The 15,071-nt window shown below is 63.0% G+C and carries 5 protein-coding genes; 4 read left to right on the forward strand and 1 reads right to left on the reverse strand.

Translation table 11 applies throughout. The features are described 5' to 3' along the window. Positions 1–2 precede the first annotated feature (2 nt). Entirely contained in the window at positions 3–2,033 is a 2,031-nt protein-coding gene (locus tag ACRRQW_RS05565) for a M13 family metallopeptidase (RefSeq protein WP_438480273.1), read from the reverse strand. A gap of 144 nt (positions 2,034–2,177) precedes the next feature. On the opposite strand from ACRRQW_RS05565, the gene ACRRQW_RS05570 reads away from it, so the two are divergent. From ACRRQW_RS05570 to ACRRQW_RS05585, 4 genes are all read left to right on the forward strand, one after another. Further along, the gene (locus tag ACRRQW_RS05570; protein ID WP_438480274.1) at positions 2,178–5,966 is read left to right on the forward strand and encodes an ATP-binding protein; all 3,789 of its coding nucleotides are present in this window, start codon (positions 2,178–2,180) and stop codon (positions 5,964–5,966) included. Positions 5,967–6,334: 368 nt separating this feature from the next. After that, positions 6,335–10,180 (forward strand): ATP-binding protein, encoded by a 3,846-nt coding sequence (locus ACRRQW_RS05575; RefSeq protein ID WP_438480275.1) that lies wholly within the window; start codon positions 6,335–6,337, stop codon positions 10,178–10,180. Between the two features lie 67 nt (positions 10,181–10,247). Continuing rightward, the gene (locus ACRRQW_RS05580) at positions 10,248–14,063 is read left to right on the forward strand and encodes an ATP-binding protein (RefSeq protein ID WP_438480276.1); all 3,816 of its coding nucleotides are present in this window, start codon (positions 10,248–10,250) and stop codon (positions 14,061–14,063) included. Further along, on the forward strand, positions 14,060–14,986 hold the full coding sequence (locus ACRRQW_RS05585; RefSeq protein WP_438480277.1) for a response regulator: 927 nt from the start codon (positions 14,060–14,062) through the stop codon (positions 14,984–14,986). Before ACRRQW_RS05580 ends, ACRRQW_RS05585 begins: the two co-directional genes overlap by 4 nt. Positions 14,987–15,071 lie beyond the last annotated feature (85 nt).

The raw sequence follows: 15,071 nt of genomic DNA on the forward strand, positions 1-15,071 counted from the left end.
GCTTACCAGATCTTCGCGCGGTCTTCGGGTTTCACCCACATCGGGTCGCCCTCTTTGATGCCGAAGGCGTCGAAGAATTCCTGCAAGTTCACGAGCGGACCCATGCTGCGCACGGTGCCGGGCGCGTGCACGTCGGAGGCGACGTAACGGCGGAGCGCATCGTCGCGGTAGAGCGTGCGCCACACTTGTGCCCACGAGATGAAGAAGCGCTGGTTCGGCGTGAGGCCGTCGATTTCCTTGAGGCGCTTATTTTGGATCGAGCGTTGGAACGCTTCATACGCGATGGAAACACCGCCGAGATCGCCAATGTTTTCACCGAGGGTTTGCTTGCCGTTCACCTTCAAGCCGGGGAGCACTTCGTAGTTGTCGAATTGCGTGACGAGTTTGCCCGCGCGCGCCGTGAAGGCGTCGGCGTCTTCCTTCGTCCACCAGTCGGCGAGGTTGCCCTGCGCGTCGTAGAGGCGGCCCTTGTCGTCGAAGCCGTGCGAGATTTCGTGGCCGATGACGGCGACGATCGCACCGTAGTTGACGGCGTCGTCTATCGACGGATCGAAATACGGCGCCTGCAAAATGCCCGCGAGAAACACGAGCTGACCGGCAGACGGCTGGTAGTAGGCATTCACTTGCTGCGGCGTGCGCAGCCATTCGGTTTTGTCGAAAGGTTTGCCGAACTTCGCGAGCTGGCGCTGGTTCTCGAAGAGGGCGGAGTTTTCGACGTTCGCGTAATAGCTGCTGCGGGTGATCGTGAGCGCGGAGTAGTCGCGCCAGCTCGGCGGATAACCGACGACGACGCGGAAGGTGCCGAGTTTCTCGAGCGCTTTTTTCTTGGTGGATTCGGTCATCCAATCGAGGCCGGCGATGCGATCCTTCAACACGTCGCGCATATTCTGGATCATCTCCTCGAGGCGGGCCTTCACCTCCGGCGGGAAATATTTGCCGACGTAAATCTCGCCCACGAGAAAGCCGATGCGAGCGTCGAGCACCTTGGCGGCGCGCTGCCAGCGCGGTTCCTGCGCGGGCGTGCCGTTCAACACGGTGCCGAAAAAGCGGAAGCTTTCGTTTTCGAATGCCGACGAGAGGAAGGGCGCGGCGCTGTTGATCGCGTGCCAGCGCAGATACGTTTTCCAACTTTGCAAGGGTTGCGCGGTGAGCAGCGTGTTCAGGCCTTCGAAAAATTTCGGCTGGCCGATGTTCAAGTGCGTTTCGCTCGCCGGCACGTCGACAGCACGAAGATACGCTTTGAATGGAAACGCCGGAAACAGCGCGGCGGCTTCGTCGACCGAGAGTTTATTGTAATTCGCGATCGGGTCGCGGAGTTCAGTAATGGATTTCGAGATCTTCGCGATTTCGGTTTCAAGCATCACGACGGTCGCGGCGTTGGCCTTGGCGTTCTCCTCGGAATCGCCGGCAAGCTTGAACATCGCGGCGACGTGCTCGGTAAACTGCGGGACGAACTTCGCGTATTTCTCGTCGAGGTAATAATCCTTCGTCGGCAGACTCAGGCCGCTTTGGCTGACGTTGAGGATGATCGTGTCGTTTTTCTTTTGGTCCGCGTAGGGGAATGTGCCGAAGAGTCCGCTGACGGCGTGCGCGTGCGCATCGGCGAGATAAAGACCGAGGTCATGCAAATTTTTGATGGCCTCGATTTTCAGCAAGCGTGGCGCGAGCGGCGTCATGCCGGCGGCTTCGATGGCGGCTTCGTCCATGGCGGACGCGTAGAAATCGCCGATCTTCTGCTGCTTGCCGCCTACGGCCCCGGGATTCGCGGCGGCGTCTTCGAGGATGCCGCGGATGCGGTTCCAGTTATTCTGCCCGAGCATGTCGCCGGTGCCCCAGCGAGATTTGTCGGACGGGATTTGCGTTTTTGAGGCCCAGCCACCCCAGGCGTATTTTGAAAAGTCGACGCGCGGATCGACGGTCTTGTCCATGTTCTCCGGCGTAAACGCCAGCGGGATCATCACGTCAGCGGCGCGGAGGGACGTCAGCGACAGGAGGCCGAGCCCGGTCGCGACGAAAAGGGGATGTAGTTTCATAGGTGGCCAGCGTTGGCCGATGCCATGTCATACGGCAATCCGACAGTGATGAACCCCCTTTTTAACGCGGTGAACGGTTTAGCCGCGGCGTGGCCGGTCGGAGGTTGACCCATTTTCCCTCCGCGATTGGCTCGGCGGGACACCATGCGGTCGGGCCACCCTCTTTCTTTTTCGCACGCAGTCGCGGTCGTTTTTCTGCTGATCGCGGGCACCCCGGGATTCGCGCAGAATTCATTGGAAACCGGCGCGCCACTCATCCGCGGATTCAAGGCCCGCGATTATCAAGGCAGCCCGGTCGGCGCTCGCGTGCTCCAACACCCGCAGACCGGCGCGATGCTTTATCTCGCGGGCACGGTGCTGCATGAATTCGACGGCGAACACTGGACGGGCGTGCAGACCGGCGTGCCGGCCATTCGTTCGCTCGCGGTCGACACAAAAGGCCGCGTCTGGCTAGGCGGCGTCGATCAGCTTGGCTACTGCGAACGCGACGCGCGCGGCGAGTGGCATTTCCAACCGCTCGCGGATCGCGTGCCGGAAGAGCACCGCAAAATCGGCCGCATCTGGGACACCGTCGCGATGGGCGACACCATTTGGTTCGCCACGGACAACAAAGTTTACCGCTGGGAAAACGACACGTTCACGGTGTGGACTTTTCCGCAGATCGGCGCGCTGCTGCCCGTCGGCCAGGAACTCTATTTTCACCAGAAAAACGATTCGCTGCAAAAATGGGATGGCGCCGCCTTCCGCGTGGTGAGTCGTGATCCGCTCGTGGCGGGCGCGAGTGTCTCGCGCTTGTTCGCCCAGGCCGACGGCACGATCCACGGTATGACCTCGGCGGGGGTTTTCTTTCGCCTGCGCGGCGATCACGTGGAGCCGCACCTCGCCAACATCGGCGCGGCCCTCGGCAAAGCGCGCATTCTCAGCGCGCTCCCACGCGGCAAAGGCGGTTGGTATCTTGGCACCGAAAGCGGCATTCTCGTGGTGGATGGCGCCGGACAACTCGTGCAGGCGATCAGCAAAGCCGACGGCCTCACCGACAGCCCGGTGATGGATTTGACGCGCGATCGCAGCGGCGCGGTGTGGGCCGCGACGTTCTCCGGGCTCTTCCAAATCGAACAACCCGAAGCCGTGTCGATTTTCTCCGAAGCGCAGGGCGTGCCGGAAGGACTCTCGCACGGACTGAAGCGTCACGCCGGCCGCCTTTATTTCAGCGCGACGACCGGCTTGCTGCAGCTCGTCCCCGGCAAGACCGCGGGCGCGGCGAAATTCGAACCCGTGCTCGGCACGCCGCGGTATCCTCAGCAAATGCTGGTGCACTCCACCGGGCTGCTCCTCGCGACAAGCAGCGGTTTGTTGCGCTTGGAAAACGGGGAACTCAAACCGCTCATCGCCCAAAAAACACCCCTCGTGTCGCTCGCCACGAGCAAGCTCGACCCGCGCGTCGTCATCGTCGGCCAAAGCGCGGGTGCCGCAATTCACGTGTTGGAAAAAAATGGCGCGCGCGAACTCCGCCAATTTCCCGACCTCGGTCAGATTCGCATCATTCACGAAGATGCAACCGGCGCGATGTGGCTCTCCACTTCGACGCGCGGCGTGCATCGTTTGCAAGCGGGCTCAGGCGAAAATCCGTGGAGCGATGTCACGGTCACCACGTTCGACACGGCCAACGGCAAACTTCCCGCCGATGGCAACTCGATCATCGGGATGGATTCACCGCTGGGACTAACGTTTCAAGCCACAGTGATTGGCCAGCTGCGCTACGATGCGGCGAGCGACCGGTTTGTTCGTGACGAACGTTTCCGTCTCAACGGCGCGCCTGTTTATTCCGTCAACCTCCTCTCCTCGCCCGTCAACCCCCGCGAAACCTGGGGCTCGTTCGCCGCCACCAAGGAAAACGAAGGCGCGATTTTCGGGCGCCTCGAGATCAAGGGCGATCACGCGGAAATCACGCCCGCGTCCATTCCATTGCTCGATGTGCTCGGCCCGATCGGCGCGGCGCAAACCTGGACGGAAGGCACCGGCGCCACCCGCGTCGTATGGGTCGCGCATCCGGAAGGCATTGTGCGTTTCGAGCCGGCGGCGCTCAGCGCGCCGGTGAAAAATTGGGCGACGGAGATCACGCAATTTGCCGCCAACGATGCCACGCAACCGTTGGTCTCGAATGAAAAACGCGCGTTCCGTTATTCGCGGCATCCCTATGTCGTCAGCTTCCGCGCGCCGCGCATGGATCGCGGTGCCAATGTGCGTTATCAAACCCGACTCGTCGGCTGGGATGCCGCGTGGAGCGCGCCTTCCACCGTGCGCGAGGCAAGGTTCTCCGGTTTGCCGGCCGGACGTTATCACTTCGAAGTGCGCGCCGTCGATCGCGTGGGCAATCATTCGTCGGTGGCGACGCTCGCGTTTGTGGTCACGCCGCCGCTTTGGCTCAGCGGTTGGGCGATCGCCGGCTATGCCATTGCGACGCTGCTTTTGCTCTACGGCATCATTCGGTTGCGCCTGCGCCAGGTGAACGCCGAAAACCGTTACCTGGAGCGCATCGTTGCCGACCGCACGCGCGATCTCTCCGTCGCCCGCGATCAAGCCGAGGCCGCGAACCGCGCGAAGAGTTCCTTCCTCGCGCACATGTCGCACGAACTGCGCACGCCGCTCAACGGCATCATCGGCTACGCGCAGGTCTTGCTTCGTGACCGCACGCTCCCGAATACACACCGCTCACGCGTCGACATCGTCCACAACAGCGGCACGCATCTGTTGCGCCTCATCAACGAAGTGCTCGATTTCTCCAAAATCGAAGCCGGCAAAGTCGAGCGTCACGACACCACGTTTCAGCCGGGGCAATTGCTGCGCGAATTATCCGTCGGGCACGAAGCCGCCGCGACGAGCCGCGGCCTGGAGTTCGCGATGAAAATTTCCGCCGCGTTGCCGGAGTTCGTCACCAGCGATCCGCAAAAACTCCGGCAGGTGCTCGATAACTTGCTGTCAAATGCGATCAAGTTTACGCGAGCCGGTCGCGTCGAACTCAGTGTGAGCGCGGCGGGTTCCGAATCGTGGACGTTCAGGGTGAGCGACACCGGCGCAGGTTTGTCGAAAGAAGAACTCGCGAAACTCTTCGCGCCGTTCTCGCAGGTCCACGCCCCGGTCAACGGCGACGCCGGCACCGGCCTCGGGCTCGTCATCACGCAACGCATCGTGACGTTGCTCGGCGGCGAGCTCAGCGTCGAAAGCGAATCCGGCCACGGCAGTCGCTTCAGTTTCACGCTCACCTTGCCCGCCGTGAAATCGCCCGTGCTCGGTGATCGCGTGATCGCACCAGTCACCGGCTACGACGGCGCGCCGCGACGTGTTTTCATCGTGGATGACCATCCGGTCAATCGCACGCTGCTCGTCGATCTGCTCACGCCGCTCGGTTTCACGTGCGAGGCCCACGCCTCGGCCGAGGACGCGCTCGCGGCCATCGAGAGCTCGCCGCCACCCGACATCGCGCTGCTCGATCTGAAATTGCCCGGCATCGACGGATTGGAGCTCACGCGGCGCCTGAGAAAAATTTCCAAGGCCGCGCGCATTCCCATCGTCCTCACGTCAGCCTCGGTGCTGACCTTCGATGCCACCGCCGCGACCGATGCCGGTGCGAATGATTTCCTGCCAAAGCCGTTCGCCGAGGCACAACTCCACGCCCTCCTCGCCAGCCTGCTCGGCCTCACGTGGAAACGCGGCACACCTGAGACCACAACCACGAACACGGCGCGCTCGCTCGACACCGACCTCGCGAAATCCCTGCTCGCCCTCGCCGACGCCGGCGACGTCACGGCATTGCGCACCGCCATCACCGCCGCCCGCACGCAGCAACCCGACGCCGCTTCATTCCTCGATCAACTCGAAGAACTCGCCGCGTCCTACCAACTCGAACGCGTGCGGCAGTTGTTGAGAGCGTGAGAAAATGCATCAGGGGAAGAGCGCTTAAAGACCACTCGCCCCCTTGTAGGTTGTGCGCTTGCGCACAACGTTGCGTGCAAGCACGCAACCTACATTTGTTAAACCCTCTGCTCAATGGAGGCGGGGCCATCAGCCCCGCGAGTTATCATGCTCGCCGCGCTCGCCTAATCCCGCGGGGCTAATGGCCCCGCCTCCATAGCTGAAGCCTTCGGCAAGCCTCGGAGATTCGCCGCAAACGCACCCAGATGAATTTTCAGTAATTGGAGCATTCGCTCGCCGTTGCTTCACTCTTCTACTTCCCCACACGTAACGCTCGACGCGGGGCGGGGGTTGGCGCTTAGTTTGAGCGCAACTCTTTTTGCCTCACCATGATTTTGGGCCGCGTTCGTTTCTTCGGGTTGGTTTGCGCAGTGGCGTTCGCCCGCGTTTTCGCGGCAGACGCGGCGCCGGGCGGGCTTTTCCAGAGCGAGAGCGGTCGCCCGGTTTTCCGTGATTTCCGGCCCACGGAATATCGCGGACACCCGCAGGTGTTCGACATCACGCAGGGAAAAGACGGCACCATTTTCTTCGGCAATCAGGAAGGCGTGCTCGAATTCGACGGCGTGCGGTGGACGCATACGCCGGTGCCGTCGGCCCACGTTTACAAAGTCGAGCTTGGCTCCGATGGCCGCATCTGGGCGGCGGGCAATGACGAGTTCGGCCACATGTCGCGCGAAGCTTCGGGCGAGTGGAAATATTACTCCGCGATCCCGCTTCTCCCGAAGGAACTCGTGCCGTGGGGCCGCACCTACGCGATCGTCATCAAAGGTGACACCGCCACCCTCGCCGGCCCGCGCGGCTACCTGCGCATCACCGAAAAAGGAGAAACCAGATTCTGGCCCACCCCGGCGAAATTCACGCCGGGCCTGCTGACCATCGACGGCGAACCGATCGCCCAACTCGCCGGCCGCGGACTGTTTCGCTTTACCGAGGACGGCCTCGTGCCGTTGTCCACCGACCCGGCGTTTCACGGCAGCTACCGGATGTTCGCGATTAAACTGGTCGACGGCCGCACGCTGGTCATCGCGACCCACGCCGGCGCATTTTTCCTCGATCCCGCCACCGGCCGCACCGAACGCGTGGGCGGCTATCTCGACGAAACATTCAGCAAGGTGCGCGCGAACGACGCGCTGCGACTGCGCGACGGCTCCATCGCGATCGGCACTACGAATTTTGGGCTCATCCTCGCTTCGCCTGATCTGAAAAAATTCCGCCGTCTCGACCGCACCGACGGTCTCGCGGACAACTCCATCATCAGCATGAAAGAGGACGCCGACGGCGGACTCTGGCTCGGTTACAACTCCGGCGCGGCGCGCATCGCCGTCACGAGTCAGGTCACCGTGTTCGATGCCACCAATGGCCCGACGCCCGGCACGATCGACATTTGGGGACGCCACAACAATCGACTCTACGTCGGCGCGTTCGATGGACTTTACCGGCTTGAGCCCAACGCCGATGCGTCGCGCGGCGCGCGTTTCGTGCATCTACCCACACCCGCCGCGAATATTTTCGGACTCGAATCGTATCGCGACAACCTGCTGATCGGCTCGCACGGCGGGCTTTTCAAACTACGCGACGACGACACTGCGGAAAAACTGCTCGATCTCGGTGAGAACGGTTGCTTCGTGATGGTGCGCTCCAAACGCCTCTCCAACCGTTTCTACATCGGCGGCCTGCAAGGCCTCACCGTGATCGAAGACGACGGCGGCTGGCGCATGCGGGAATCGCGCAACGATCTCGGCGACGTGCATTCCGCGCTGCTCGAACCCAACGGCGATCTCTGGCTCGCGACTTACAATCGCGGCATCTGGCGCGTGCCCAACGCCGACGCGGTCACCGATTGGAAACAGGCGACCTACGAACATTATTCCAACGGCGAAAAAGGCCTGCCTGCGGATTTTGTGTGGACCAATGTCACGCCTGGTCGCGCCGGCCCGGTTTTATTTAACGACAAAGCCGCGGTTCGCTTCGACTACGTCACGCGCACCTTCGTCCCCGAAGATCGTTACGTCATTCCCGGATCGGGCGCGCCAAAAATCACGCCCACCATCGCCAGCGGCCAGGACACGTGGGCCTCGGCCTTTCTCGGCAACACCCTCGAAGCCACCTACCCGCTCGGCCGTTTCACGCATGCGACCGACGGCGGCAAACCCATGTGGCGCTCGGCACCGACCGAGGCGTTGCAAGAAGTCGGTTTCGGCGGCGCCGCGGTGATGTGGATCGACGCGACGCCGCAAGGCGACGTGCTGTGGGCGCGCGGTTACAACAACACGATTCGCATGGAGCTTTCCCAACTGCCGTCCGCGCAAGCGCCGTGGGCGGTCGCGATTCGCGCGCTCACCGCCGAGGGCAAGCGCCAGCAGTTTCCCGCGAACGAAGCCACGGCGCTGCGCTTCGGCTTTTCGCGCGAGCCCATCACGTTCGCCCTCGGCGCGGCGCACTTCGGTGCGCTCGATGGCTTGCAATTCCAGACGCGCCTTGTCGGCTACAGCGACCGCTGGTCGGATCCGACGACGACGCCGGAAATCAGTTTCACCAACCTCGAAGGCGGCCCGTTCACCCTCGAAGCGCGCGCGATCGACAAAACGGGCTCGGTCAGTGAAACCGCGCGGCTGACCTTCTCCGTCGCACCACCGCTGCATCGCTCGCCACTGGCCTACGTCGGCTACGCGGTGCTCCTCGTCGCGCTGATTTACGGATTCGTGCGCTGGCGGCTCGCGGCCGCCCGCCGCGAACAGGCGCGTTTGGAAAAACTCGTCGCCGCTCGCACGAGCGAACTCGCCGTCGCGCGCGACCAGGCCGAGGCCGCGAGCAAAGCGAAGAGCACCTTCCTCGCGCACATGTCGCACGAACTGCGCACGCCGCTCAACGGCATCATCGGTTACTCGCAGGTGCTGCTCAAAGATCAGGCTGTCGCCAGCACGCAGCGCGAGCGCGTGAATATCGTCCACACGAGCGGCCAGCACCTGCTGCGCATGATCAATGAAGTGCTCGATTTCTCGAAGATCGAAGCTGGGAAACTTTCGCGGCAGGACGCGCCGTTTCATTTGGGACAATTGCTGCGCGATCTCGCGGCGACGCACGAACCTGCGGCCACCGCGCGGGGGTTGAAGTTCGATCTGGATGCGCCGGCGAACCTGCCCGAGTTCGTGCGCGGCGACATGCAAAAACTCCGGCAGGTGCTCGATAATTTACTCTCCAACGCCGTGAAGTTCACGCGCCATGGCGGCGTGACCCTCGCGGTGCGAGCTGATGCCGGCAGCGGTTTTAATTTCAGCGTGACGGATACCGGCGTGGGTTTGAACGCCGAGGATCGCGCGCGACTTTTCCAACCGTTCGAGCAGGCGCGCACGGATCGTCCCGCCGAACCCGGCACCGGTCTCGGGCTCGCGATTTCGCAGCGCATCGTGCAACTCCTCGGTGGCTCGCTCGAACTCGAAAGCGAGCCCGGTCGCGGCAGTCGGTTTTATTTCACCGTGCCACTGCCCATCGAAGTTCCGGCGGCGGGCAGCACTCGTGCCATCGCCCCGATCACCGGCTACACCGGCGCGCGCCAGCGCGTGCTCGTGACCGACGATAACGCCGTCAACCGCTCACTGCTCGTGGACTTGCTGGCGCCGCTGGGCTTTGTCGTCGAGTGTTTCGCCAGTGGCGAAGAAATGCTCGCGGCCTCGCCAGAACAGCTCCGCGCCGACCTCGCATTCATCGACGTGAAAATGCCCGGCATGGACGGCATGGAACTCGTGAGCCGCCTGCGCGCGCGCCGCGACACGGCGTTGCTGATCGTCGTGTTCACGTCGGCGTCGGTGCTGACGTTCGACCGCGCCGCCGCGGAAAAACTCGGTGCGCCGGATTTTCTGCCGAAACCTTTTGCCGAGCCGCAGCTCATGGAGTTGCTCACGCGTTTGCTGAAACTCGATTGGACTTACGGCGCCGCCCAACCGGGCACCGCGCCCGCCGCGACGGCCAGCCTGCCGCGCGTCACCGTGGAGACTTTGCTCGCGCTCGCCGACAGCGGCGACGTGACGGCGTTTCGCACGGCGTTGTCGCAAGTGCAGATCGCGCATCCGAATTCGGCCGCCATCACCGAGCCGATCGTCCGCGCCGCCGCTGCGTATCAACTCGAACAAGTGCGCCAGTTGCTGCGCGCCGAACTGGGAAGAACCACTACGTAGGAATACGTAGGCAGCAACGGGCTGGCACGATTGACCGGGTCTTTGGGCAAAAACTAGTTTGCCCGTCATGTTTCGCACCCCGCTGGGTCTTTTCGCCTGCTGCGTCAGTTTTTTGGTCCTGCACGTGACCGCGGCTCTGGTGCACGAGACGGGACGTCCGCTGCTGCAACGTTACACCGCCAAGGAATACGGCGCTCATTACCAAGTGTGGGCGGCCACTCAAACGGGCGACGGCCAGATGTGGTTCGGCAACGCCGGCGGAATCGTCCGGAATGATGGACACGATTGGAGCCTGGTGAGCGTGCCCACGACGTTTGTCCGCCAGATCACGCGAGGCAACGATGGCATCATGTATGTGGGCGGCGAAGATGAGCTGGGGTTCGTGCGCCAGAATACCGACGGCTCGGCGGTCTATGAATCGTTGCTCCCCAAAGTGCCGGAAAAAAGCAAACCCGTGGGCCTCGCGCGGCGCGTGGCGGTGCTCGGCGACGCGGTTTTCTTTGCCAATGATCGCAGTGTCTTCCGTTGGCAAAAGGGTGTGATGAAGGCATGGGATTATCCCGCCGGCCGCCGCAACGTCATCGATATCATCGATGGCGAAGTGTATCTCCTGCGCGGCCTCGAAGGGATTTTCCGGCTGCGCGGCGAGGAGTTTGTTCCGTGGGTGTTGCCGGAGTCGATGAAGAAAACGACGTTCACGTTTTTGCTGCCGCCCCCGCCCGACACGGATGCCGTGGCGCTGTTGTGCGTGGACGAAGGCCTGACCTTGCTCGATGCGACGGGGCGCGCGACTCCGTGGGAGACGTCCGCAAAAACCGCGTTGAGCCAGACCAAGATGTTTTCCGGCGCGCGCCTGCGCGATGGCTCGTATGCGCTCGGCACCTTGATGGGCGGACTTTTCATCATCTCACCGGATGGGAAATCGTTCGATCACTACACGGCGGCCGATGGCCTCACGCACGACACCGTAATCGGAGTTTTCGAGGATCGCGAAGGCGGTGTGTGGGCGACGACCCAGAATGGCATCAACCGCCTCGACCGCTCGCTCGGGGTCACCGTGTTTGACAGCAACAACGGACCCGGCGAGGGCATCTTGTTTAGAATCGTGCGCCACGAAGGCGTGCTTTACGCCGCCTACGCGCAACGACTCTACCGCCTCGTGCCGGGCACGGCCCCGGGCGAAGCGCGCTGGCAGGTCGATCCGCGCGTGCCCGAAAATGTCAGCGTGGCGCAAATCGCAAGCCATGCGGCGGGGTTGGTGCTAGCCAGCGGCGGCGTAAGCCTGTTGCAAGGCGACGAGTTCAAAAAAATCCACGACCGCACGAATCACGCGACGAACTTTGAAGTTTCGCCCAGCGAACGGGCGCGGCTTTTCATAGGCTGGGATCACGATGTCAGCAGCATGGTGTTTCGTGACGGCAAATGGATCGACGAAGGCTTTATCCCCGGCATCGACGGCGAACCGTATTCGATCGTCGAAGAATCGCCCACGGTCCTCTGGGTCGCCACGGGCACGCGCGGGGTGTTCCGTGTGACCCGCACCGCCGGCCAAAAATGGCAGGAAGGCAAAGTGCGAAACTTCCTCGAAAACGGCGGCCTCCCGAAAGCGCATGGCTGGATCTTCGTCACGCGCACGTCGGCGGGCTCCGTGTTCGCGACCGACCAAGGCAATTACCGCTTCAACGCCATGAGGGGCGAATTTGAAAAAGACCCACGCTTCCAAATGAATGGCCGCAGCGACCTGGTTTTCGAGCCGCTGGTCGATGGAGCCAGTGGTGAGATTTGGACGAGCACTTCCGCCAACCGCAAAACCGCCGATTTCGGCCTGGTGCGCGGTCGTCCCGATCAGGCCGGCGGTCTTTCGTTTCAACCGGTTTCCGCCTCCTTGCACGCCCTGCTCGGAATTAGCGGGATGCAGCTCGGCTTCTCGGAAAAATCCCTCGATGGCACCCAAATCCTGTGGGCCAAAGGCATGGACGGCCTCCTGCGCCTCGACACCAATCGTCTCGACCCAAAGCCCCTCGCCTGGAGACCGCTGTTGCGCAACTTCCACGTCCAGGGTCACACCCAACCGGTCAACACTCCGGAAAAACTGCAATTCAACTACAACCGCGAACCGTATATTTTTCGCTACACCGCCACGCTTTTTCGCACCGGCGCCAATCCGCAATTTCAGACGCGCCTCGTGGGTTTCCGCGACACGTGGTCAGAGTTCTCCGCAGCCAACGAAACCACTTTCACGAACCTCGAAGGCGGGCCGTTTGTATTCGAGGTGCGCGGGCGCGACGCCGACGGGAACGTGAGCGAAATCGCCCGCGTGACTTTCAACGTCGCCCCACCGTGGTTCCGTTCATCGGTCGCCTACTTGGTTTACGGAGCTGGGCTAGTCGCGATAATTTTTGGGTTTGTCCGCTGGCGCCTCGCCGCCGCCCGACGCGAGCAGGCGCGCCTGGAAAAACTCGTCACTGCCCGCACGAGCGAACTCGCCGTCGCGCGCGACCAGGCCGAAGCCGCGAGCCAGGCGAAGAGTAATTTCCTCGCGCACATGTCGCACGAACTGCGCACGCCGCTCAACGGCATCATCGGTTACTCGCAAGTATTGCTCAAGGATCAGGCCGTCGTCGGCCCGCAACGCGAGCGCGTCAACATCGTCAGCACCAGCGGCCAGCATCTGCTGCGCATGATCAACGAAGTCCTCGACTTCTCGAAGATCGAAGCCGGCAAGCTCTCGCGCCACGACGCGCCGCTGCATCTCGGACAGTTGCTGCGCGATCTCGCCGCGACGCACGAACCGTCGGCGACGTTGCGCGCGCTGACTTTTATTTTGGACGTGCCGGGGAATTTACCCGAGTTCGTGGAAGGCGACGCGCAGAAACTCCGGCAGGTGCTCGACAATCTCCTGTCCAACGCGATCAAGTTCACGCGCAGCGGGCGCGTCACACTGGCCGTCGTGGCCGACATCGGCAGCAACCTGACTTTCAGCGTCACGGACACCGGCGTAGGTCTCAACCCCGATGACCGTGCGCGCCTTTTCCAACCCTTCGAACAAGCGCGCACCGACCGCCCCGCCGAGCCTGGCACCGGCCTCGGCCTCGCGATTTCTCAGCGCCTCGTGCAGTTGCTCGGCGGCACCTTGCAAATCGACAGCGCGCCCGGTCGCGGCAGCCGCTTTTGGTTTACGATTCCGTTGCTCGCCGTCGCCGTGCGCGCCAACGGCAGCCGCGCGCCGCTCCCGATCACCGGTTATACCGGCCCGCGCCGTCACCTGCTCGTCGTCGACGACAACGAGATCAACCGCACCTTGCTCGCCGATTTGCTCGAGCCGCTCGGGTTTTCCGTGACGCAATTCGCCAGCGCCGGCGACGTGCTCGCGGCCGCGCCGGAAACCTTGCGCGCCGATCTCGCCTTCATCGACGTGAAGATGCCCGGCATGGACGGCATGGAATTGGTGCGCCGCCTGCGCGCCCGGCCGGATACCGTAAATCTCCCAGTCGCGTTCACCTCGGCGTCCGTGCTGACTTTTGATCGCCAGTCTGCGGAAAAATTGGGCGCGATGGAATTTTTGCCCAAACCCTTCGCCGAGCCGCAGCTCAACGAACTGCTCGCGCGCTGCCTCGCGCTGGATTGGACTTACTCCAGCCTCGCCACCAACACCGCACTCAAGAAGTCGGATTCGTCGCTGCCGCCGCGCGCGACGCTCGAAACACTCCTCGCCCTCGGTGACGCCGGCGACATTGCCGCGTTCCGCCAGGAGCTCGCCCGCATCCGCCTCGCGGCACCAAGCGCGTCATCACTCGTCGAACAACTTGAAACCCTCGCGGCGAGCTACCAGCTTGAACGGGCCCGCCACCTGCTCCGCGAAGCGTTAAAGTCCACCTCATGAAGCCCACCCCCTCCACCGTCCTCGTCGTCGATGATACGCCCGCCAATCTCGGCGTCGTGCTGGAGCTGCTCGGCTCCACCGGGATGCGGGTGCTCGTCGCGGAGAGCGGCACGCGCGCCTTGGAATTATTGGTCAAGCAACCCGTCGATCTCGTGCTGCTCGACGTGATGATGCCAGGGCTCGACGGCTTCGCCACCTGCGCCGAAATCCGCAAACACACCGCGTGGGCTGACATTCCGATTATTTTCATGACCGCCGTCGACGATCCGGCGCAAAAAGTCCGCGCGCTCGAAACCGGGGCCGTCGATTACATCAATAAACCCGTGCACCCACCCGAGGTGCTCGCACGCGTGCGCACACACCTCGATCTCCGCGCCGCCCGCCGCGACCTGAAGCAGCAAAACGAACGCCTCGAGGCCGAAATCGCCGTGCGCCTCGATGCCGAGGAACAACTCGCCCAATCCCTCGACCGCGCGCTACTCGTCGCCGACGATTCCGGGCGCCTCGTGTTTCACACGCGCCGCGCAGCCAACCTGCTCCACAAACATCTTCCCCAGCACAAGCCCGGCCGCCTTCCGCCCGAGTTCGCCAGCGCGGAGCGTTACGTGAGCAAGGTCGGCGCGTTGCTGCTGCATCGCTTCACGGAAAAGTCCGACGAAAAACTCACCGTGCTTTACCTCGTCGAAGAACACGCGCCCGCCGGCCCGGCAGAACTCGTGCAACTCGGCCTCACGCCACGCCAGAGCGAAGTGCTTTATTGGATCGCCCAAGGCAAAACCAACGCCGAGATCGCCATCATCCTCGGCACCAGCCCGCGCACGATCGACAAGCACGTCGAGCAACTCCTCGAACGTCTCGGCGTCGAAAACCGCCTCGCCGCCGCCGCCAAGGCCAACGACATCCTGCGCCTCGTGCGGGACTGATTTGCTGCGTAATCGTTACGCAGGCAGGAGCGGTTATCCTCAGCCGCCCTCTCAGGACGCGCATCCGATCAGGGCCGTTAAAGAT

Source organism: Oleiharenicola lentus, from assembly GCF_051660365.1.
Lineage (GTDB): Bacteria > Verrucomicrobiota > Verrucomicrobiia > Opitutales > Opitutaceae > Lacunisphaera > Lacunisphaera lenta_A.

What these genes read in the sequence shown, in the direction of transcription:
- ACRRQW_RS05570 (WP_438480274.1), top strand. Translation starts at nt 2,178, where the DNA reads ATGCGGTCGGGCCACCCTCTTTCTTTTTCGCACGCAGTCGCGGTCGTT.
- ACRRQW_RS05580 (WP_438480276.1), top strand. Translation starts at nt 10,248, where the DNA reads ATGTTTCGCACCCCGCTGGGTCTTTTCGCCTGCTGCGTCAGTTTTTTG.
- ACRRQW_RS05585 (WP_438480277.1), top strand. Translation starts at nt 14,060, where the DNA reads ATGAAGCCCACCCCCTCCACCGTCCTCGTCGTCGATGATACGCCCGCC.
- ACRRQW_RS05565 (WP_438480273.1), bottom strand. Translation starts at nt 2,033, where the DNA reads ATGAAACTACATCCCCTTTTCGTCGCGACCGGGCTCGGCCTCCTGTCG.
- ACRRQW_RS05575 (WP_438480275.1), top strand. Translation starts at nt 6,335, where the DNA reads ATGATTTTGGGCCGCGTTCGTTTCTTCGGGTTGGTTTGCGCAGTGGCG.